At 39.4% G+C, this 21,346-nt stretch carries 21 protein-coding genes; 16 read left to right on the top strand and 5 right to left on the bottom strand.

Translation table 11 applies throughout. The features are described 5' to 3' along the window. The first annotated feature begins 58 nt into the window (after window positions 1–58). From LU635_RS16225 to LU635_RS16215, 3 genes are all read left to right on the top strand, one after another. Complete coding sequence (locus LU635_RS16225) at window positions 59–784, top strand: hypothetical protein (protein WP_240100590.1); 726 nt, start codon at window positions 59–61, stop codon at window positions 782–784. 73 nt (window positions 785–857) lie between these two features. After that, complete coding sequence (locus LU635_RS16220; RefSeq protein ID WP_240100589.1) at window positions 858–1,103, top strand: DUF2007 domain-containing protein; 246 nt, start codon at window positions 858–860, stop codon at window positions 1,101–1,103. Continuing rightward, window positions 1,096–1,305, top strand: coding sequence for a hypothetical protein (locus LU635_RS16215; protein WP_240100588.1), 210 nt, complete (start codon window positions 1,096–1,098; stop codon window positions 1,303–1,305). Before LU635_RS16220 ends, LU635_RS16215 begins: the two co-directional genes overlap by 8 nt. Before the next feature lie 27 nt (window positions 1,306–1,332). Here LU635_RS16215 and LU635_RS16210 read toward each other — a convergent pair whose 3' ends face one another. Continuing rightward, window positions 1,333–2,343 (bottom strand): 3-oxoacyl-ACP synthase III family protein, encoded by a 1,011-nt coding sequence (locus LU635_RS16210; protein ID WP_240100587.1) that lies wholly within the window; start codon window positions 2,341–2,343, stop codon window positions 1,333–1,335. A gap of 135 nt (window positions 2,344–2,478) precedes the next feature. On the opposite strand from LU635_RS16210, the gene LU635_RS16205 reads away from it, so the two are divergent. Next, window positions 2,479–4,938, top strand: coding sequence for a S9 family peptidase (locus LU635_RS16205; protein ID WP_240100585.1), 2,460 nt, complete (start codon window positions 2,479–2,481; stop codon window positions 4,936–4,938). 118 nt (window positions 4,939–5,056) lie between these two features. Here the strand turns inward: LU635_RS16205 and LU635_RS16200 are convergent, their stop codons facing one another. Beyond that, window positions 5,057–6,364, bottom strand: a complete 1,308-nt coding sequence (locus LU635_RS16200; protein ID WP_240100584.1) for an ABC1 kinase family protein — start codon at window positions 6,362–6,364, stop codon at window positions 5,057–5,059. A 13-nt stretch (window positions 6,365–6,377) separates the two neighbouring features. Next, the gene (locus tag LU635_RS16195; RefSeq protein ID WP_240100583.1) at window positions 6,378–7,049 is read right to left on the bottom strand and encodes a TetR family transcriptional regulator C-terminal domain-containing protein; all 672 of its coding nucleotides are present in this window, start codon (window positions 7,047–7,049) and stop codon (window positions 6,378–6,380) included. A 214-nt stretch (window positions 7,050–7,263) separates the two neighbouring features. On the opposite strand from LU635_RS16195, the gene htpG reads away from it, so the two are divergent. Both htpG and LU635_RS16185 read left to right on the top strand, forming a co-directional pair. Beyond that, window positions 7,264–9,150, top strand: coding sequence for a molecular chaperone HtpG (gene htpG / locus LU635_RS16190; protein WP_240100582.1), 1,887 nt, complete (start codon window positions 7,264–7,266; stop codon window positions 9,148–9,150). 96 nt (window positions 9,151–9,246) lie between these two features. After that, window positions 9,247–10,062, top strand: coding sequence for a DUF6503 family protein (locus LU635_RS16185; protein ID WP_240100581.1), 816 nt, complete (start codon window positions 9,247–9,249; stop codon window positions 10,060–10,062). 3 nt (window positions 10,063–10,065) lie between these two features. On the opposite strand, the gene LU635_RS16180 is transcribed toward LU635_RS16185, so the two are convergent. Continuing rightward, window positions 10,066–12,195: a tetratricopeptide repeat-containing hybrid sensor histidine kinase/response regulator gene (locus LU635_RS16180; RefSeq protein ID WP_240100579.1), complete on the bottom strand. Its 2,130-nt coding sequence runs from the start codon at window positions 12,193–12,195 to the stop codon at window positions 10,066–10,068. Window positions 12,196–12,447: 252 nt separating this feature from the next. Here LU635_RS16180 and LU635_RS16175 point away from each other — a divergent pair, with 252 nt between their 5' ends. Both LU635_RS16175 and LU635_RS16170 read left to right on the top strand, forming a co-directional pair. Next, window positions 12,448–12,807 carry a DoxX family protein gene (locus tag LU635_RS16175; protein WP_240100578.1) on the top strand — a complete coding sequence of 120 codons (360 nt, stop codon included), beginning with the start codon at window positions 12,448–12,450 and terminating at the stop codon, window positions 12,805–12,807. Window positions 12,808–12,810: 3 nt separating this feature from the next. Further along, the gene (locus LU635_RS16170; protein ID WP_240100576.1) at window positions 12,811–13,395 is read left to right on the top strand and encodes an alpha-ketoglutarate-dependent dioxygenase AlkB family protein; all 585 of its coding nucleotides are present in this window, start codon (window positions 12,811–12,813) and stop codon (window positions 13,393–13,395) included. Here the strand turns inward: LU635_RS16170 and LU635_RS16165 are convergent. Further along, complete coding sequence (locus LU635_RS16165; protein WP_240100574.1) at window positions 13,392–14,174, bottom strand: S1/P1 nuclease; 783 nt, start codon at window positions 14,172–14,174, stop codon at window positions 13,392–13,394. The genes LU635_RS16170 and LU635_RS16165 overlap by 4 nt on opposite strands. Before the next feature lie 122 nt (window positions 14,175–14,296). Between LU635_RS16165 and LU635_RS16160 the strand changes: the two genes are divergently transcribed. The 8 genes from LU635_RS16160 (at window position 14,297) to LU635_RS16125 (ending at window position 21,149) form a co-directional block, all read left to right on the top strand. Further along, window positions 14,297–15,157: an SPFH domain-containing protein gene (locus tag LU635_RS16160; RefSeq protein ID WP_240100573.1), complete on the top strand. Its 861-nt coding sequence runs from the start codon at window positions 14,297–14,299 to the stop codon at window positions 15,155–15,157. A 2-nt stretch (window positions 15,158–15,159) separates the two neighbouring features. Continuing rightward, window positions 15,160–15,642, top strand: coding sequence for a hypothetical protein (locus tag LU635_RS16155; protein WP_240100572.1), 483 nt, complete (start codon window positions 15,160–15,162; stop codon window positions 15,640–15,642). Then, window positions 15,639–16,577 (top strand): alpha/beta hydrolase family protein, encoded by a 939-nt coding sequence (locus LU635_RS16150; RefSeq protein ID WP_240100570.1) that lies wholly within the window; start codon window positions 15,639–15,641, stop codon window positions 16,575–16,577. Before LU635_RS16155 ends, LU635_RS16150 begins: the two co-directional genes overlap by 4 nt. A 3-nt stretch (window positions 16,578–16,580) precedes the next feature. Then, window positions 16,581–16,751: a type II toxin-antitoxin system antitoxin gene (locus tag LU635_RS16145; protein ID WP_240100569.1), complete on the top strand. Its 171-nt coding sequence runs from the start codon at window positions 16,581–16,583 to the stop codon at window positions 16,749–16,751. Continuing rightward, complete coding sequence (locus LU635_RS16140) at window positions 16,751–17,557, top strand: HAD family hydrolase (RefSeq protein ID WP_240100568.1); 807 nt, start codon at window positions 16,751–16,753, stop codon at window positions 17,555–17,557. Before LU635_RS16145 ends, LU635_RS16140 begins: the two co-directional genes overlap by 1 nt. Window positions 17,558–17,624: 67 nt before the next feature. Continuing rightward, entirely contained in the window at window positions 17,625–18,890 is a 1,266-nt protein-coding gene (locus tag LU635_RS16135; RefSeq protein WP_240100567.1) for a DUF819 family protein, read from the top strand. Window positions 18,891–18,943: 53 nt separating this feature from the next. Next, a complete protein-coding gene (locus tag LU635_RS16130) occupies window positions 18,944–19,696 on the top strand; it encodes a DUF4369 domain-containing protein (RefSeq protein ID WP_240100565.1) in 753 nt (250 codons plus the stop codon). A 172-nt stretch (window positions 19,697–19,868) separates the two neighbouring features. Beyond that, a complete protein-coding gene (locus tag LU635_RS16125) occupies window positions 19,869–21,149 on the top strand; it encodes an L-lactate MFS transporter (protein ID WP_240100563.1) in 1,281 nt (426 codons plus the stop codon). Window positions 21,150–21,346: the final 197 nt, after the last annotated feature.

The following is a 21,346-nucleotide window of genomic DNA, read 5'->3' as shown; positions in this document are numbered from 1 at the left end:
TTTCAATTGTTATTCTTAGCTTAATTGTCTAATTTAGTGAGGCTAAAGAGAAAGAAAAATGAAGCTGAGAATTCCCCGCACAAATATTGAACACCAACTTCTCAAAGTCCGAAATAAAAACCAAAGCGAAGACCAGCTACTGGAAGAGGTTGCGTTAATATTCCGAAATACCCAAAAGGAGGACGAGAGGGTAATGGAGAAATTAAATAATGGTGGTGAGGTCGATAAGAACAAGTTTAATCCTGAAATCCTTGAGACCGGACGGATCTTCCATCTGGACCAGATATATAGAATTTGTGTGGATTACCGGTTAAGATTTCTGGATTCCAAATATTTTAAAGGAGATATCCCTTATGAAGCGCTTATAAAAATAAAAGAAATCGAAAAGCAACATAAAACAAGCCTGAAAGGCTTTAAAATTGTAGCCCCCTCCCGCTTATTTAAACTTGAGAATGCAGACGATCCGTTGCTTTTTGTTCCGATTGGGAATGATTACTATTATTTGATCCATAAATGGGGAAATGACCTGCATCCTTTAAGAAAACTACTCATGTGGCCATTCAAGACACTTGAGAATTTTATATTGTTACTGCTTGTCATCAGTTTTCTAACTGCATTACTTATTCCCGACGGATTATTCAGCCCGCAACAATCCACTACAGAATTCTTTCTGATCTTCTTTTTCATCTTCAAGTGGTTTGCTGGCCTTTCTATCTTCTACGGCTTTAAAATGGGTAAGAATTTCAATACCGAAATATGGAATAGCAGGTTCTATAATGCCTAGAAAGTTAATTTCGGTTTAAATAAGCCTTATAGCATCGAGCTAATTCGTAATTTAGAATTATAAATTTATCGAAATGAGCGAAGAAGAAAATTATAAACGTGTCTATACCGGACCTGAGACCAATGTCCAGTACCTTCAGGAACTATATGAAAAAGCAGGAATAAATTCCCGAGTTAGAAATGATTTTGATTCTGGTCTGCGAGCCGGATTTGGCGGGGGTGTTCCAAACCAGGCTCAACTTTTCGTAATGCAAAACCATTACGATGAAGCCTTGAAGATCGCAAAATCAACCTTTCCAAAAGATTTTGAAAATGAATAACGAAGAGACAGTTACAGAAGAACAAAAGCCCAAAAGGAATATCTGGAATCTGGTTCTTGGGATTGTTTTTCTTGGCTACGGTAGTTTCCGGCTTTACCAGAAAGCGGGAGTATCAGATTCTGATACCTTCGGGATTCTGCTGGCAATTGCCTTTATTATATTCGGTATTTATGATCTCTATAAATATTTCGCAGGAAAATAAAAAAATCCCCGCTAAGCGGGAATTTTTTTACCATTTTATGATCGCGCTGCCCCACGTAAATCCACTGCCAAAAGCAGCCAGGACAACGATATCTTCATCTTTTATACGTCCCTCTTCCCATGCTTCGGTTAGTGCAATTGGGATAGAAGCCGCTGTTGTATTTCCATAGCGTTGTATATTATTGTATACCTGATCATCATTCAGTCTGAACTTCTGCTGGATAAACTGGGAGATCCTTAGGTTCGCCTGATGAGGGATCAGCATATCTATATCAGATACTTCAAGACCATTGGCCTGAAGACCTTCATTGATCACTTCAGAAAATCTCTGAACGGCATTCTTAAAAACGAACTGTCCGTTCATATATGGGTAATATGGGATATCATCCCCCTGCGGGTTGTCTTTAATGATCTCCGGCACCCAGTAATTCGTACTTGGCCCTTTAAGTGAAAGCTCCAGGGCATGTTTACCTTCCGAATGAAGATGTGAGGAGAGAATTCCCTGGCCATTATGATCGCTTCTTGTAAGAACCGCCGCTCCTGCTCCATCTCCGAAAATTACAGAAACAGAACGTCCTCTGTTTGTAAAATCCAGACCTCCACTGTGATTTTCACTACCAATTACAAGAACATTCTTATACATCCCGGTTTTAATGAACTGATCAGCTACGGAAATTGCATAAACAAACCCACTGCACTGGTTTCGAACATCCAGCGCCGGACAGGTATCTATATCAAGCATTTCCTGAACCTGAACCCCACATCCGGGAAAATAATAGTCGGGACTAAGAGTGGCAAAAACAATAAGGTCTATATCATCTTTAGAGATGCCAGAGCGTTCCAAAGCTATCTTAGCCGCCTTTACACCCATCACAGCAGTGCTATTACCATCCCCTTTTTTGATGTGCCTGCGTTCTTTTATTCCGGTACGTTCGGTGATCCATTCATCATTAGTATCCATCATTTTGGAAAGGTCATCATTGGTGACGACATTTTCCGGCACATATTTTCCTAATCCTGCAATTTTAGTTTGATACATGGACAATTATTGTGATTTTAAAAAAAATTCTTATTAAATTTAAACAAATAGTAAAAATTTGGACCCGCAATATAATAAACATTAACATTCCTTCTGATCTTGGAGTCCATTAAATTTCACCTTAAAGCTTACTATATGAAACGGATTTTTATATGCCTTTCGGGCCTTTTACTTTTTGTGTTCAGCACAATGGCCCAGGAAAATTTAGATTATCAGAAACCTCCCCAGGAAATTCTGGAACTTGTTGATGTGCCTCTTGCCCCTTCCACTATTATAGACAGTGAAGGCGAAATGATGATTTTTCTTTACAGAGATCAGTTCAAAAGCATAGCTGAACTGAGCGAACAGGAAATGCGGCTGGCTGGATTGCGAATCAACCCTGTCACCAATATCAATAGCAGGGCAAGATATTTTAACGATATCAAGGTAAAGGCTGTAGATGAAGAGACTCCAAAGAATGTAACAGGACTGCCTGAAACTCCCCGAATGACGAATTTTAGCTGGTCGCCGGATGAATCAAAAATTGCTTTCACCCATACTACAAATAAAGGAGTTGAACTATGGGTACTCGATATTGAATCGGCATCGGCACGTAAATTAACAGACGCAACCCTGAATGCCAATATGAGAAGTACCGTAAACTGGTTCAGGGACAATTCGGCATTACTTGTATCCATGTTACCGGCAGACCGGAAAGAACTGATAGATACGGAAACCTCCGTTCCTACAGGTCCAACCGTTTCGGTAAGTGATGGAAAGGAGGCCCAGAACAGGACCTATCAGGATCTTTTGAAGAATCCTAATGATGAATACAATTTTGAACAGCTGGCAAGAGCCGAACTGGTGAGGGTAAATCTTGACGGTACCACATCTGAATGGATGGAACCAAAAATGTACAGTGGCATCTCATTTTCTCCAGACGGAAACTACGTAATGGTCACAAATATCAAGAAACCATTTTCCTATCTGGTTCCCTACTACAGATTTCCTTCAGAAACTAATGTTTATGACAGGAATGGAAACCTTATAAGCATGATCAATGATGTGCCTCTAATCGAAGATCTTCCAAAGGGTTTTATGGCCGAACGTGAAGGAAAAAGGGATTTTGAATGGCGTGATGACAAACCTGCCAGCCTGGTATATGTAGAAGCCTTGGATGGTGGAGACCCTGAAGTGGAAGCCGAATATCGCGATGAGTACTTCCAGCTTGATGCTCCCTTCAAAGGGGGAGGAAGACCCTTATTGAAGGTGAAAAATCGAGGAAGTCGAATTATATGGGGTAATAACGATACTGCAATTGCCACAGATTTCTGGTGGAACACCCGAAACACAAAAACCTATATATTTGATCCTTCAGATTCTTCTGAAGAGCCTGAAATAATCTTTGACAGGAATTACCAGGATGTTTACAGTGACCCGGGAAGGTTTGTAACTACCAAAAACGAGTTCGGAAGAGATGTTCTAAGTCTTGATGGAGAAGATGCTTTTTTATTAGGCTCCGGCTTCACCGAGGAAGGGCAGTATCCGTTCGTGGATAAAATTGACCTTGAAGATGGAGATACTGAAAGACTTTACCAGTCGGAATTCGAAGATAAAAAAGAAACCCTGGTTGAAGCTCTGGATATGGAAAACGGGGAGATCCTGGTTAGGATAGAATCTTCTGTTGAATATCCCAATTATTATATCAGGGATATAGATTCAGATAATGAACTTACTCAAATAACCTCTTTCGAGAATCCTTTTAAAAGTCTGGAAAATGTGAGTAAGGAAGTAATCACCTATAAACGTGAAGATGGTCTTGAACTCAATGCTACCTTATATCTGCCTGCGGGTTATGATAAGGAGAATCCTAAAAAGCTACCCATGCTGATGTGGGCTTACCCAAGGGAGTATAAAGATAAAAATTCTGCTTCCCAGAATACTTCAAACGCGAATGATTTCACCTATCCTTACTATGGATCACCAATTTACTGGGTAAACAGGGGTTATGTGGTTCTGGATGACGCTTCTTTCCCTATTGTTGGGGAGGGAGATGAGGAACCCAACGATACTTTCAGGGAACAACTTGTAGCCAATGCGAAGGCCGCTATAGATGCCGTAGACGAAATGGGCTACATAGATAAAAACCGTGTAGCTGTGGGAGGCCACAGTTACGGAGCCTTTATGACCGCCAATCTCCTGTCACATTCCAATCTTTTTGCAGCTGGAATCGCCCGTAGTGGGGCATATAACAGAACCCTGACCCCTTTCGGGTTTCAGAGTGAGGAAAGGAATTACTGGGAGGCTCCGGAAGTCTATTATACCATGTCTCCTTTTATGCATGCCGATAAAATGAAGACCCCGCTATTGCTTATCCACGGTGAAGCCGACAATAATTCAGGGACTTATCCTATGCAAAGTGAGCGATATTTCAATGCTTTAAAAGGTCTCGGTGCAACGGCAAGACTTGTAATGCTGCCAAAGGAAAGCCATGGATATAGCGCAAAGGAATCTGTTTTGCATGTTTTATGGGAGCAGGATCAGTGGTTGGAAAAGTATGTAAAGAATAAAGAGAAGAATTCAGTTGAAGTTCCTGAAGAAGATTTCGGAAATTAACATACAATCCATTTAGAAATTAAAAAAACCGGCAATTGCCGGTTTTTTTAATTAAGGAAGCGCGGCTAATGTAGGGTATCAACCACGCTTCCTAACAACCTAACCAATAAATCAACCATTAGAGATAAACTCTAAACCCATTAATATCGACGTTTGCCTTGAGATCATGTAAAAGATTATAGAGTCCGAAAAAGGTTCGGCTCATATAAAGAAAATGTCTGCTACCTCTGTTCCCATTCATTTTACGCAATTCAGGATCTTTTGAATATTTCTCGCTTAGACGGGTGAGATTATCCCAAAATTTCTGATCAGTGAAATCAAATCTTTCAGATTGAAAAGGTGTAGAGAACATCTCGAACATCTCGTAGAACATATCTGTAAAGAACTGTCTTTCTTTTTGCGTATCCTTCTTATCCAGAATTTCCAGCTCAATGAGTTTTTTATTGAAGAATTCAGGATTATCCAGGTTATCCCTGTTCGTAAGAGAGAAATAGGGGGCATAGAAATCTTCCGGAATTTGTTTGATACATCCAAAGTCTATAGCGATAAGTTCATCATTCCCGCTCACCATAAAATTTCCAGGATGAGGATCGGCATGAACCTGCTTTAAACCATGTATCTGGAACATATAAAAATCCCAAAGAGCCTGGCCAATCTTATCGGCCAGTTCCTGGTTTTCATTCTGCTTCGCAAAATCACTCAGATGAATCCCTTCCATCCAATCCATCGTAATGATCCGTTCACTGGAAAGCTGTTCATAATATTTCGGAAACCTAAGGTTTGGAATGTGGGAACAGGCTTCTGAAATTTCCCGACTCTGTTTTACTTCCAGGATATAGTCGGTCTCCTCCAGCAACTTACCTTCCACTTCCTGAAAATACTTTTCAGAATCTTTCGCCTGAAGATTGAACATTTTCAGGGCTATGGGTTTTACCATTGCAAGATCTGAACTGATACTATCTGCAACCCCCGGATACTGGATTTTCACAGCAAGTTTTTTCCCATTTTTTGTAGCCTTGTGCACCTGACCGATGCTGGCTGCATTTACCGACTGGGTTGCAAACGTATCATATAAATTTTCAGGATAATCTCCCTGATATTTTTTAAAAGTCTTCCTAACTAAAGGAGCTGACAAAGGCGGTACACTGAATTGTGCCAGACTAAACTTTTCCACATAAGCCCCTGGCAACAAATTCTTTTCCATTGAAAGCATCTGTGCAACTTTCAGGGCACTACCCTTCAGACTTTTAAGCCCGTCATAAATATCGCTGGCGTTATCCTCATCCAGCTCGGTACGGGTGAGTTCTTTATTAAAAGCCTTTTTACCATAATATTTAAGGTAATTTCCGCCAATTTTCACCCCGGTCTGAACCAGCTTCCTGGTTCTTCCGATCTTTCCTGTAGGTATCTTGTCTATGGTCTTCATTTGCTATCCCGGCTTATGCCATTCTCTCCTTCCACAAAAATTTTCCGAAATCCACAATTCTCTCAAGTGGTGTATTGTCAAATACGTCGAACACCGTATTTACCGATTTCTCTATTGCTACATCGGTACTTTCGAATGCGGCAGAATTATCATCCATCCAGAATTTCAGTAGAAACAGAAACTGTATCCAGACGCCCTCGGAAAAGATCATCTCACTTTGCTGGAATAACTTCAGCGATTTTTCCTTATTCCTCTCTTCTATAAGCGTCTTAGCATAATTCTTAATCCTTTTCCTTAAGGTCTTTAACTGATCCAGATTCTTAAGAGGTTGCTCATGTTCAGTAAGCGTATAAAGAACATAACTTCTGTTAGCGGTTAAAACCTCAAAAAATGTATAGTAGAAAGTGAGCAATTTTTCACGGTTGGTGAATGAAGCATATTCCTTTGATTTCTCCATCACCTCTATACTATTTTCAAAGAACTTTTCCCAAATCGCCTTTCGTAAACCTTCAAAACTTCCAAAATGCTTGTAAAAGTCCTGCTCAGTCATATCATTGTCTTTCGCAAACTTATAGACACTTTTCGGGGTCTTTTCCTGCTCCAGCACATAATCCATATAAATGGCAATGAGATTATCTGCGTTCGGCTTCTTTTTCACTTTACTATTTCCTGTCGTCTTTGCCATGATTATCTTATCTATTCAAAAATACAATTTTTGTTTAACTTTTATACTATTTAATTAAACAAAACTTTGTTAAATCTTTTATCTCATTTTTATACTTCAGATTTTTAGACGCTGCCAGGTGCTTTTAATTACAAACTGTGCCAGTTTGGCAGCGATTCACCAATGGTACCTTTTTTGAAAAAAGGTGGTTGAATCAAAACTTAAATTTTAAAATATGGCAACCGGAAAAATAAATGTATCTGTAGAAAACATTTTTCCGCTCATCAAAAAGTTTTTATACAGTGATCATGAAATCTTTTTGAGGGAGCTTATATCAAATGCAACCGATGCGACCCTGAAGCTGAAACATCTTAGCCGCCTTGGAGAGGCCAATGTAGAATACGGGAACCCCGTAATAGAGGTTAAGGTGAATAAAGAGAACAAGACCCTTCACGTAATAGATCAAGGGATTGGAATGACCAAAGAGGAGGTTGAAAAGTATATCAACGAAGTAGCCTTCTCAGGAGCCGAAGAATTCCTTGCCAAGTATAAGGATTCTACTAAAGACAGCGGTATAATCGGTCATTTCGGACTTGGTTTCTATTCGGCCTTTATGGTGGCAAACAAGGTTGAGATCCTTACCAAATCCCACAAAGATGAACCAGCGGCACACTGGGTTTGTGAAGGAACAACCGAATTTACCCTTGAAGAAGGTGAGAAAAAAGAGCACGGTACTGAGATCATTCTTCATATAAACGAAGATGACAAAGAATTTCTTGAAGAGAACCGCATCCAGGAATTGCTTGTGAAATACAACAAGTTTATGCCGATCCCTATCAAATTCGGAACCAAGGAAGAAACTCTTCCACTCCCGGAAGACGCAAAGGAAGATGCTAAACCTGAAACAAAGACGGTAGACAACATCATCAACAACCCTGAACCGGCCTGGACCAAGCAACCTACCGATCTTGAGGAAAAAGATTATAATGACTTCTATCGTGAGCTGTACCCTATGCAGTTCGAAGAGCCATTATTCCATATACACCTGAACGTAGATTATCCATTCAACCTTACCGGTATACTTTATTTCCCCAGAATGACTCAGGATATGAACATTCAAAAGGATAAGATCCAGCTATATCAAAACCAGGTTTTCGTTACTGATAATGTTGAAGGCATCGTACCGGAATTCCTTACAATGCTTCGGGGGGTTATCGATTCTCCGGATATTCCATTGAACGTTTCAAGGTCATATCTTCAGGCAGATGGTGCCGTTAAAAAGATCTCAAGTTACATCACAAGGAAAGTAGCAGATAAACTGAAAAGTCTTTTCAACAATAATCGTGAGGATTTTGAGAAGAAATGGAACGATATTAAGATCGTAATTGAATACGGTATGCTTACGGAGGATAAGTTCTTTGAAAAGGCAGATAAGTTTGCACTTTATCCTACTACTGAAGATGAATATTTCACTTTTGAAGAGTTAGAAGAGAAAATAAAGGACAACCAGACCGATAAGGATGGTAATCTTGTTGTTCTGTATGCTTCAAATGAAAATGAACAGCACAGTTATATTGAAGCAGCTAATGAAAAAGGTTATAAAGTACTTTTACTGGATTCACCTATTGTTTCACACCTGCTTCAGAAACTGGAAAGTTCTAAGGAAAAGATCTCTTTTGTAAGAGTAGATTCTGATCATGTAGACAACCTCATTAAAAAAGATGATGAAAAGATATCTAAACTTTCAGATGAAGAAAAAGAGAAACTGAAAGCTGATTTTGAAAAAGTGATCCCTTCTGAAAAATATACTATCCAGATGGAAGCGATGGACAGCAATGCTGCTCCCATGATCATTACCCAGCCGGAATTCATGCGTAGAATGAAGGAAATGCAACAGACAGGTGGCGGCGGAATGTTCGGAATGGGCAATATGCCGGAAATGTACAATCTGGTGGTAAACACCAATCACGATCTGATTCATACAATTCTGAATACGAAGACCGAGAAAAAGCAGCAAAGACTGATCAAGCAGTCCCTTGATCTTGCCAGACTATCTCAAAATCTTCTAAAAGGTGAAGAGCTTACGGCATTCATCAGGAGAAGTTTTGACATGGTAAAATAGGCTGAACAAATATCATAAAAAAACCCGCTTTCCGAGAGAAGCGGGTTTTTTATTCCATATTGCCAGGGCTTTTGTACATTTATTAAAATTACCACCATGAAAAAGCTCTTCTTGTTATTCATTTTATTCTCTTTTGTAAGCTGCAATCAAAACACTTCAGAAGAAAAAATCCCGGTAGAACCCGGTAATGGCATCGGTGATGGAGCGAGCCCTCCCCCTGCTCTTTCCTTTTCTGAAAATATTGAAGAGGCCCATAATAAGACCGCTTTCATGAATCATGAGGCAGTTTCTTTCGATCTGGCATTAACATTTGGAGGTTCTGAAAGATTGAATGCAAAAATAAGTATGACCACTAACTCCACCCGGGTGAGAGTGGATAAGGCCAATGGCACTTCACTAATTTATGATGGCAATAGAACAGTTATCACTCCCGATACTTCGAAAACAGATGGGGCAAGATTTGACATCTTTACATGGCAATATTTTTTTGCTATGCCATTCAAGCTAACCGATTCGGGTACGGTCTGGGACAAAGAAGCAAAACGCACACTTGACAGTCTTGAGTATGATACTGCAAAACTGAGTTTTATATCTGGAACCGGTGATTCACCAGATGACTGGTATATTATTTATCAGGACCCGGAAACTAAAAGATTAAAAGCAGCTGCTTATATTGTAACCTTTAGTAAGGATCCGGCAAAGGCAGAAGAAAACCCGCACGTGATTGTCTATTCAGACTACAGAATGGTAGAAGATATAGCATTTGCCACAAAATGGAGCTTCCATAACTGGAATGAAAAAGATGGACTGGGGAAAAAACTCGGAGAGGCACAATTAAGTAATATCAGGTTCTTTGAACCGAAAGAAGAGTATTTTAAAGTTCCTCAGAATTCGAACCCTATAAATAAATAGTATTTATACATTTTCGGGAAGTCTTTTAAGACTTAAATGTTTATAGATTACCTGATAGAATTGTTGAACATCATAAGGTTTGACTATAATATCACTCATCCCGGCGGTAAGTATTTCTTCTCTTATTTCCTCAACTTCCACAGCGGTCAGTGCCAGAATAGGTATTTCCTTATTGAATTTCCTGATCTCTCTGGAAGCCTCAAGTCCTGATATACCAGGCATATTTACGTCCATGAGAATAAGATCAAAATGATTTGTTTTTGCAAGTTCAATAGCTTTCTCTCCATCACCGGCCACAGTACATTGAAAATCCTTCTTACTTAGCACTCTCTTTGTCACAACCTGATTAATACGGTTATCATCCACCACCAGAATAGTTCTGGTGGAGTTAAAACTTTCAACCACATCCTCTTTAATTTGAGGAAGTTCCTTCTTAGAGTTATCAATTTTAAATTTAATGGAAAAACTAAAAGTAGCGCCCTCACCTTCTTTACTATCCAGTCTTATTTTTGAATCAAACAGTCTTAGAAGTCTTTTTACTATAGGTAAACCAAGGCCGGTACCCTGATAACTATAATTAGAATTATCCAGTTGGGAGAATTCTTCAAAGATCACTTTTTTCTTACTTTCAGGAATCCCGGGACCATTGTCCTCTACTTCAAAATAAATTTTTGAATACTCCCCATCACATTCAATTTGGCGGGCAACTATACAAATCTTCCCCCTTTCGGTAAATTTCATCGCGTTACCTACAAGGTTCATCAACACCTGAGAAAGTCTCACGGAATCACCAATTAGAAAAGCCGGTATATTCTCATCTATCTCAATTTGGATCTCATTTTTATTTTGCAGGCGGGTAAACTCAAAACTATTTACAATACTGTTAAGAAGGTCTTTAAGCTTAAATGACACATTTTCCAGCTTAACTTCGTTAGATTCCATTTTATTCATCTGCAACACATCATTAATGAGTGCCAGTAAATAATCTGCAGAGAATTTTAATGACCTTAGGTCTCCCTTATGCTTCTTGAGGCTCTCATCCTCAAGGAGCAATGAGGTTAACCCTATCACACCATACAACGGAGTTCGTATCTCATGACTTACAGTGCTAAAAAACCGGGTCTTGAGAAGGGAAAGCCTTTCTGCTTCATCCTTAGCTTTCTTATACTGCCTGTTCTTGTCCTTTAATTTCCCAATAAGATTCTGTCTATCCCGGTTAACTTTATACAGAAATACAAGTATGAAAATCAAACCTAAAGTTGAAAGGATCATTACAACTACCTTTTCTTTAGACTTGTTGATGATCTCTTCCTGATATTCCTTTTCTTTTTCAGCTAGCTCAAGATTCCTTCGATATCCATTAAGATTAAAACGCGCATTAGCGATTTCCATTTGCCTTAGCTTTTCACTTTCGAAAACCATGGAATTATATTCGGTATATTTCTCCTGAGCTCTGTAGGCTTTTTCAAAATCTCCTTTCTGTTCAAGCATTTCTGCATACTCATAATATGCTTCGGCTACAGGTAGAATAAGGCTATCTTCCTCGGCCAGTCGTATGGAATTCTCAAAAAAGTAAGTGGCCGTATCATATTCCTTTTTATGTGAATAATAACGGCCATGAAGCATATAAAGTTGAGAATATAAATAATCAAGTCTTTCCTTCTTAGTATAGTAGTCTTTTGTTGAATCAATCGTATTTAGGGATTCGTTTATATATGGATAGGCCTTTTCAAACTGACCATTATCCATGTAGGTCCAGCCGATATTTGCTCTTGGAACTATCGATTCAACAGGATCATTGATTTTCTCTGCAAGTGCAATTCCCTTATTATAATAATCTATCCCTTTATCTATACTTTCTGGAATTTCTGAATATATATTACCCAGATAATTATAAGAATGCATTAAAAGTGTATCATTATTACATTTCCGGGCATATTCAAGACCAAGAGTATAATTTTTCCGGGCACGCGCACTATCATCCAGATTCAAATAAACATGGCCCAATTTATTATAAGCTCTGGATACAAAATACTGATCATCGGCATCTTTAGCCAGGCTTATCAGGGAATGAGAGTCTTCAATGGCTTTTTCATAATTGTACTCCTTGATGGATGCTTCTATACGCTCCAAAAGAGCACTTAGAGTATCTCGACTAATTGTGTCAGAATTCTGGGCCAGACTGATATTCCACAGTAAAAAAAATACAGGTAAGAAAAAAAAGTAGTTTTTTATCAAAAGCAGGCTAGGTTATCAATTAGATTTCGGCGGTTGAAAATTACTCTATTTAAAGGACTTACACAATATTTATTTATGATAGGAATCAATTTTAACCAAATTTATTTAGCCGGAAAATTATAGTATATTAAAACAAATTATTTTTCAATGATTTACCCATGGCATCTTTATTTAATGGCCTTTATGTATATAGTAGCCGGAATTTTCCATTTTTTAAAACCTAAAATATACATGAGAATTATGCCCAGGTATCTTCCCAATCACAGGCTGTTGGTACATTTAAGTGGCGAAGCAGAAATCCTTCTGGGAATACTCATCTGTATTCCCGCTACCAAGGACCTGGGGATCTATGGGATTATACTAATGTTGCTGGTATTCCTACTTGTTCACTTCTACATGTTGTCTTCAGAAAAAGCAGGAGTAGGACTACCTAAATGGTTATTAATTGTAAGAATTCCCTTACAATTTCTTCTTATGTACTGGGCATGGTATTATTTAAGATACTAGAATATGAAGAAAGAATCCATAGATCTAAAGGATGGATCTTTAATATATTATCCGGGTTTTTTCAGGAGAGAGCAAAGTGATTATTTTTACCAAAAACTGCAATATTCTCTTCACTGGAGGCAGGATAAAATAAAACTCTTCGGTAAGGAAATGCTGCAACCCAGGTTAACCTCATTCTATGGGGAAAAAGGAAAGAGCTATACATATTCCGGTCTCGAAATGGAGCCACAGGCGTTTCCAGCGGAATTGATCCAGATAAAAGAAAAATGTGAAGAATATACCGGCACTGACTTCAATGCATGTCTCGCAAATCTATACCGGAATGGTAATGACAGTATGGGCTGGCATGCCGATGACGAAAAAGAACTGGGGGCTCAGCCGGTGATCGCTTCGGTGAGCTTTGGAGCCGAAAGACTTTTTCATCTAAAACATAAAACCGATAATACGGCCAGATATAAAATAAGGCTGCAACATGGCAGCCTTTTAATTATGAAGGGAACTACTCAGCAATTCTGGAAGCATCAACTGCCCAAGACAAAAAAAAGAGTCGATCCACGAATAAATTTAACCTTTAGAAAGATCTACTAAGAATATATCTCGTTAAGAATTTTTGCCAAGCGCAGCCCCCCTTTTTGTAACTGGGCTAAAACCGTGGGCATATGATGATACATATAGCTATATCCTAATTTATCCCCGCTATTTACTCCTGCATAAAGTTTTTCAGCCATTTCCCTCGACTCATACACCCAATCCAGAAGCTTCCCGTTCTGTAACGACTTTATCTGATCTTTAGAAAGATCTTTGGTATTAATTGCTAACTCGGTATAGCTCATCTGATAAAAATCTATCATATCACTGTCCCAAACACGGTGTATGTTAGAACCTTCATTGAACCACCTCACCTGGATATCGTTCCCACCTTTGTCAGACGCATGCCCTACATGAAATGGCTGATGAAGGTCTCCCACAAAATGAACCAGCATCTTTAAATGGAACTGCTTTTCAGCCCTTGAGGCATTTTCATCAAGAAGTACTGCCTTACATTTTCTAATGGCCTGCACAAGATCACCCCCTTCACTTGCCTCCTCCACAACATATTTTTCAGATTCCGGATGAATATTTACATAGTGCCAGGGCCCATACCTCCTGTATTCGGGATCACTTTTGATATCATCGGCATAATTAGCCACAAAAGCAAGACCATATCCATTCAGAATTTCGTCAATAGCCTTCCTGGCTTTTTTAGTCAGATGTTTTTCAGCAATTTCGGCCGTAGCACGGTGTCCCGTTTTTCCCCACTCGGCATCTGCAGCAAAACCAGATAATACAGACGCTATAAAAAGCAGAACAAATAAATATTTCCTCATTTTCTCCAAGTTTTCGGCAAATATAAAGATGCTCAGAAAAATTTAATGTTAAGACTTAAGTTTATTAAATTTTAATATCATATATTTATGATATCATTTTAATATCAAACACTATTTCCATCATGACACATGAAAAAACTATTAAAGCCTCTAACGGCTATTTAATGCTCTTCCTTTTCCTTATATTTTTTATAGGAAGTATCATAGCCGTCGCCACTACGGGTAATCCTCTCTGGGTGCTCATTACTGTTCTTGCCATAATTATACTCTTTGGCCTCATCCTTGTAAATCCCAACGAATCACGCGTTTTACTTCTATTTGGAGATTACAAGGGAACGGTAAAAGAAAACGGACTTTTCTGGGTAAATCCCTTTTACACCAAAAAGAAAATCTCATTAAGAGCACGCAATTTTGACAGCGAAAGATTAAAGGTTAATGACAAACTAGGGAATCCGGTAATGATCAGTACTATTCTTGTCTGGCGTGTTATGGATACTTTTAAGGCATCATTTGATGTCGATCATTTTGAAAATTTTGTGGTGGTACAAACCGATGCCGCCGTAAGGAAGCTTGCAAGTCTTTATCCTTATGATAATTTTGCAGATGAAGGTCTGGACGAGGATATCACCCTAAGGTCAAGTGTAAATGAAGTAAGCGAAGCACTTGAAAAGGAACTTGAAGAAAGGCTGAATATAGCAGGGATTGAAGTCCTGGAAGCCAGAATTGGCTATCTCGCGTATGCCAACGAAATTGCCAGTGCAATGCTTAAAAGGCAGCAGGCAACAGCAATAGTGGCAGCCAGACATAAAATAGTGGAAGGTGCAGTAAGCATGGTAGAAATGGCCCTTAATGAATTAAGCAGAAAAGAAGTTGTTGACCTGGATGCGGAAAGCAGAGCTGCAATGGTAAGCAATCTAATGGTAGTACTTTGTGGAGACAGGGATGCTACACCAGTGGTGAATGCGGGAACCTTAAACCATTAAAAATGCGAATTTTTGAAGAAAAGCAGGCATTCAGACAATGGTGGTTAGTCCTCATCCTAAGCGGAATCCTGGTTGTAACAGGTCTGTCATTTTTCATTGGTTTCACCGGTTTTCAAACTGAAAACCTCAAATACCTGGGATATATCGCAGTCCTTTTTATCATTACAATGTTCTGGATTATCCGGCTGCATACCAGGATAGATAATTCCGGAATAAGAACAAGTTTTGAACCTTTCGGAATTTTTAAAAAATCATTTAAATGGAACGATATTAGTAAATGCTATGTTCGAAAATATTCTCCTATTAGAGAATATGGAGGCTGGGGAATAAAAGGTTTCAATAATCCTAAAGCTTTTAACGTATCAGGAAATATAGGGATCCAGATAATAACAAAAGATGATAAAAGGTTTCTGATAGGAACTAATAAACCGAAGGAAGCCCAACGGGTAATTAAACGTTATCAGGAAAAAAATAAATTAAAATGAAGAATTATTTTGTCGCTGGATTGCTGCTGATCTTTTTTCAGTCATCTATTGCACAGGAATTAAAATATGCTGAGGAAGACCTGAAAATTAGTCAGGCCATTGAAGGTACACTTACCACTCCAGTTTCGAAAGAAGCTGAAAGCCTTGTCATCTTTATTCAAGGTTCCGGCCCCACTGACAGAAATGGGAATCAGCCGATGATGAAGAATGACGGAATGAGAAAGATCGCTTATCAGCTTGCTGAAAACGGGATCGCGTCTTTTCGGTTTGACAAACGAATTTTCAAAATGGATGAACTCAAAATAAAGGAGAAAGATTTAAGGTTTGATGATTTCGTGCTTGACGTAAAGGATATCCTGAAATACTTTGAGGAAAAAGATAAGTTTGACAATCTCATTCTTGCGGGACACAGTCAGGGCTCCCTCGTGGGTATACTTGCTTCCCAAGAGATGGCTGACGGATTTATCTCCCTTGCCGGTGCCGGACAGCCTATAGATAATATCATTGTAGAACAGGTTCATAAAATGGCACCACCTCTGGCTGAAAATGCCCGAACCGCCTTTAATGAAATAAGGGAAACCGGACAGACAACCACTTACAGTCCGATGCTGGAATCGATGTTCAAACCTTCCATTCAGCCTTTCATGCATAGCTGGATGAAGTACAATCCGGCCGAAGAAATCGCTAAACTTGATATTCCAGTACTAATAATCAATGGATCAGAAGATATCCAGGTGGAAACAAAAGAGGCTGAATTTCTGAAAAATGCCAGTGACGATGCTCAGCTTGTTATTATCGAGAACATGAACCATATCTTTCGAAAAATCGAAAGCAAGGATAGACTAGTAAATACCAAGTCATACAATGAACCTAACCAGCCATTACACCCGGATCTGATCCCGGTGATAACTGAATTTGTCAAAGAACTTGAATAAATTATGGGCCAAAAGAAAGCATTCGCCTTAAGAGTCGACGAAGACATGCTCAAAGCCATTGAGAAATGGGCTGCTGATGAATTCAGGAGTACCAATGGACAAATTGAGTGGATGCTGAACAAAAGTTTAAAAGAAGCCAAAAGACACCCTAAATCAAAAAACCAAGACGAATAATGTTTAAGATCATTTTTTCAGATATAGACGGTACCTTACTAAATGCCGAGAGAGATCTTTCAGAGTTTACCATAGACACCGTAAAAAAATTAAACGGCGAAATACCATTTATTCTTATCTCCTCAAGAATGCCCGCTGCCATGCGGCACCTCCAGAATAAAATGGACATTGCCCACCTCCCGCTCATCAGCTATAATGGCGGACTCATTCTCGTAGATGACGAACCCGTAAGCTCTACCGAGATACCAATCCATATTTTGCAGGAATTACATGGCTTTAACCAGGAACTTGAGGTACACCTGAGCCTTTTCCATAATGACGAATGGTACGTTCCCAGAAATGATTTCTGGACTCAGAGAGAAATAAACAATACCAAGGTGCAACCTGAAATTAAAAGCAATGCCAAGGTGATAAGTAAATGGCAGCAAGAAGACAAGGGAGCTCATAAGATAATGGCCATGGGTAAGGAAGAAGAAATTGATGCTATAAGAGATTTTCTTCAGGATAATTTCCCCAACGAACTTCACCTTTATCGCTCTAAGCCTTCCTACCTTGAAATTGCGCCAAGGTCCATTTCAAAACTCACCGCGATTGAACATCTTTTAGAGAATCATTTCAAACTTCCGCTTTCCCAGAGCATGGCCTTTGGGGATAACTATAATGATATTGAGATGCTGAAAGGGGTGGGAATGGGAATTGCCGTGGGAAATGCCAAGCCTGAAGTTCTGGAAATAGCACATGTGGTGACCACTCCCGGAAAAGAAGACGGAGTAGCCAAAAGCATTACCGAAATTTTAAAGATCTAAGAAAATAATCTTCCTATAGCCAAATTCAATAAAAATTGTATTTTGCCGGCCAACTAGTCTGAATTATATGGAAAATACAACCCTGTTCACCAACGATGCTATCGTATTTGGTTTACTGATGTTTGCCCTTGGCTTTGTTTTTTACACCTCTGCACAGAAAGGGGGATTCTGGAAAAAATTCTATTCGGTAGTTCCGGCCCTTTTAATGTGTTATATGATTCCGGCTATTTTTAATTCCCTGGGCTGGATAGATGATGAAACTTCTCAGCTCTATTTTGTTGCGAGCCGATACCTGTTGCCTGCAGCTCTTGTCCTGATGACATTAAGTATAGACCTGAAGGCCATTTTTAATCTTGGCCCGAAAGCACTGATCATGTTCTTTGCGGGAACTATTGGAATCATCTTTGGTGGCCCCATCGCTATCCTGATAATGTCGGTTATTTATCCCGAAGCATTGGGTGGTGTTGGACCCGATGCGATCTGGAGAGGTCTATCCACGATCGCAGGAAGCTGGATTGGTGGTGGTGCCAACCAGGCAGCCATGCTGGAGATTTATGAATATAATCCCGATCTTTACGGTGGAATGGTACTGGTAGACATTGTGGTGGCCAATCTTTGGATGGCGATCATTTTAATGGGCATAGGTAAAAATGATTCTATTGATAACTGGATGAAAGCAGATAATTCTGCCATTCATGAGCTAAAAGAAAAGGTTAGTCATTATGCTGAAAGTGTTGCCCGAATTCCAAGCCTGCCAGACTTTATGATCCTTTTGGCCCTGGCATTTGGCGCTGTGGGAATTGCCCATTGGGGGGCAGAAAATATTTCAGCCTTGCTTTTAAGCAGTTTTGAAGTATTCAGTGACACTAAAAGTGCTTTATCTTCATTCTCTTCAGAATTCTTCTGGATGATCACGATTGCAACAGCAATTGGAATTTTCCTTTCGTTTACCAAATTTAAAACCTACGAGGGAGCCGGAGCCAGTAAAATAGGAAGCATCTTCATTTACATTCTTGTAGCCACCATTGGAATGAAAATGGATCTCACTACAATCTTCGACAATCCCGGACTAATAGGCATTGGATTAATCTGGATACTTATCCACGTTATCGTATTATTACTTACCGCAAAACTTATTAAGGCGCCATACTTCTTCCTTGCTGTAGGAAGCCAGGCCAATGTTGGAGGTGCTGCCTCTGCCCCGGTCGTTGCGGCAGCTTTTCACCCATCCTTAGCAACGGTTGGCGTACTACTTGCAGTGTTTGGTTATGTAGTAGGAACCTATGGAGCAATACTATGTACAATTTTGATGCAAATCGCTGCCGGCAGTTAGTATTAAACCGAAAAATATAAGATATTTGCGCTCCTAAAAATCTGAATTCAAAAATGAAAAAATTAGCTCTTCTTTTAGTGGTTTTGATCAGCATAACTAGCTGTTCGGAAAAAGAAAGCAACCTTATTGTTAGCGGTAAAGTAAAAGGCCTTAAGAAAGGAACTTTATACCTTCAAAAGATCGAGGATACCATTATGGTAAACCTGGATTCAATGGAAGTTGATGGTGACCCCACTTTTAGCCTCGAGGCTTATATTGAAAGTCCGCAGATGATGTTTTTGTATCTTGAAAAAGTTGATAATAACCGTTTTGATGATCGGATAGATTTCTTTGCTGATAAAGGTGAAGTTACCATAAATACAAGTCTGGAAAAATTTGAAACCGATGCCAAAATAATTGGTTCTGCAAACCAGGAAAAACTTGTGGAATTCCGCAAGATGATGAGCAGGTTCAACAATCAGAATCTGGATCTTATCAAGGAAAGTTTTGAAGCCGAAAAAGCTGAAGATGAAGAGAAACTGATGGAGATTGACAAGAAGTACGACCAACTGCTTAGGCGAAAGTATCTTTACACGGTGAATTTTGCCATTAACAATAAGGATCTGGAAATCGCCCCATACCTGGCGCTTTCAGAAGTATTTGACGCTAACATCAAGTACCTGGATACCATTTATAATTCCTTAAATAAGAAAGTAAAAAAGTCCAAATACGGAGAAGATTTGAAGGATTTTCTTGAGAAAAGAAGAAAGGAAGAAAAGGCTCTGGAAGAGATCAAAGAAAATTCAGAAGAAACGGAGAATTTATAGAAAATAAATAAAATTTCTAGGAAAAAGGGAGGCCCGAAATATAATATATTCGGGCTTTTTTATTATATAGTTTCAATAAGAATTATCTATCAGTTTAAATTTCTGTAAATAAAGCCCTATACTTGTTAATTTCTATAAAAAATAAACAAAATTTATTATAAAACCATAATTAATGAATTCAGTAAATAAAAACCGATGGCTGATTGCCGCATCAGCTATAGCCATTCACATTTCTATTGGAGCAGCTTATGCCTACAGTGTTTATATTCAGCCCCTGGTTGAAACTAAAGGATGGTCTGTCGCTTCGGTAACTACTGCTTTTACTATTATGATGGTTTTGGGAGGTGGTTCTGCAGCACTTTTTGGTAAATTCGTCGAAAGGAGTGGCCCCAGAAAATCTGCTATACTGGCTGCAATATTATTTAGTTTGGGACAAGCCGGTTCGGGCTTTGCTATTTCCCTGGACTCCCTTCCACTTTTTCTCCTTTCCTATGGTGTTTTAAGTGGTCTCGGGCTGGGAATAGGTTACATTTCACCGGTTTCAACCCTTGTAAAATGGTTTCCTGATAAAAGAGGCCTGGCTACAGGAATGGCCGTTCTTGGTTTTGGAACGGGTGCCCTGATCACCGCTCCGGTAGCGGCAAGTTTGATTGAATCTATAGGAATAAGTTCAACCTTTTATATACTGGGAATCTCCTATTTTATAATGATGATGCTTGGAGCGTCTTATATTGTCCCACCTCCAAATGGTTGGATGCCGGAAGGAATGAAAGCTGCCGTCAAGGATGGATCAAGAAAGATTAAAAAAGATTTAAGACAGGCCACTGCCTCTGAAGCAGTAAAGACTAAACATTTCTGGATGTTATGGCTTATGATGCTTATTAACACCAGCGCAGGAATTATGATGATTTCCGTAGCCTCACCAATGGCGCAAAACATCGTAGGTCTTTCTGCCGGAGCCGCTGCTACCATGGTGGGATTAATGGGTGTCTTTAATGGAGGAGGAAGGCTGGGCTGGGCGGCAGCGTCAGATTATCTATCCCGACCGGTAGTCTTTATCATTTTCTTTATCATACAGTTACTGGCATTTATTACCCTTCCGGTAATCGCAAGTGCTTTTATATTTCAAATCCTGATATTCCTGGTAGTAAGCTGCTACGGAGGAGGGTTTTCTAATCTTCCTGCCTTTATCGGGGATCTTTTCGGGACCAAACAACTCGGGGCTATTCACGGATACCTCCTGACTACCTGGTCTCTTGGTGGATTAATAGGTCCCACATTGGTTTCCCAGCTTTACACCCGAACAGGAAGCTACATCCCTGTATTTTATGTGTTCACAGGATTAATTATTATTGCTTTAACTCTAAGTTTACTGCTCTACAGAAGTATTAATAAAGCAAAGAAAACTCAAGAAAAGCCATTAGAATATAAAGTAAGCTCAGCAGAATTATAAGCTTCTCTTTTTTCCAGTTTGACTAATATCTAACTGGAAGTTTTAATATTTGAGCTGATGGAGGGACTCTCTTCGATTTCGCTCAGGACAATATATCGAACAAAAAAGCCCCTCCTTGCGGAGAGGCTTTCAATAAGAGCCGATGGAGGGACTCGAACCCACGACCTGCTGATTACAAATCAGCTGCTCTAGCCAGC

It is taken from the genome of Christiangramia crocea (assembly GCF_022410465.1).
Taxonomy (GTDB): Bacteria; Bacteroidota; Bacteroidia; order Flavobacteriales; family Flavobacteriaceae; genus Christiangramia; species Christiangramia crocea.
The sequence above is the reverse complement of the archived record's forward strand: the minus strand, read 5'-3'. Positions and strand labels throughout refer to the sequence as shown.